This is a genomic window from Pseudoalteromonas sp. UCD-33C (assembly GCF_001306895.1).
Classification (GTDB): Bacteria; Pseudomonadota; Gammaproteobacteria; order Enterobacterales; family Alteromonadaceae; genus Pseudoalteromonas.
In genome coordinates, this window is record NZ_LJTB01000033.1 from 1 (window position 1) to 652 (window position 652).

A 652-nucleotide genomic window follows, 5' to 3' on the forward strand; every position below is an offset into this window, starting at 1 on the left:
GTAAAGTGCTGGCATGGAGCAGCATAGTATATTTAGGATTGGTAGCATTAATTATACTGGTGGGTATTTTCTTATTGCCGCTTGTGATATGAAGTAAGGGGGCATACATGCCTCCTTCGGTGTAAATCATAAAAACCGTTACTATTTTTCCTCAAATACGTATTTCCAAACAATAGCAGCAATAATTGCTCCGACAATTGGAGCAACCCAGAAGAGCCAGAGTTGCGAAATAGCTATTCCCCCTACGAAAATTGCCGGACCCCTGGTAAATTTATTTCTGGCCTTTGTATTCATGCCGCTTCTATTTGATACAGGGTTTTTACATGAGATCGGTCTTTTCGGAGTGAGAATTAATTTAGCATTGGCAGGGTTTAATATGTTACCTATAAGTGTACTTGACGGGCGTAAAGTGCTGGCATGGAGCAGCATAGTATATTTAGGATTGGTAGCATTAATTATACTGGTGGGTATTTTCTTATTGCCGCTTGTGATATGAAGTAAGGGGGCATACATGCCTCCTTCGGTGTAAATCATAAAAACCGTTACTATTTTTCCTCAAATACGTATTTCCAAACAATAGCAGCAATAATTGCTCCGACAATTGGAGCAACCCAGAAGAGCCAGAGTTGCGAAATAGCTATTCCCCCTACGA

1 protein-coding gene and 1 pseudogene are annotated in these 652 nt (G+C 40.5%); both read right to left on the reverse strand.

Annotated elements, in window-relative coordinates; translation table 11 throughout:
* Positions 1-141: 141 nt before the first annotated feature.
* Positions 142-534, reverse strand: coding sequence for an aquaporin (locus tag AOG26_RS21130; RefSeq protein ID WP_054564109.1), 393 nt, complete (start codon positions 532-534; stop codon positions 142-144).
* 11 nt (positions 535-545) lie between these two features.
* Positions 546-652, reverse strand: a pseudogene (locus AOG26_RS21015) (aquaporin); the annotation flags it as partial.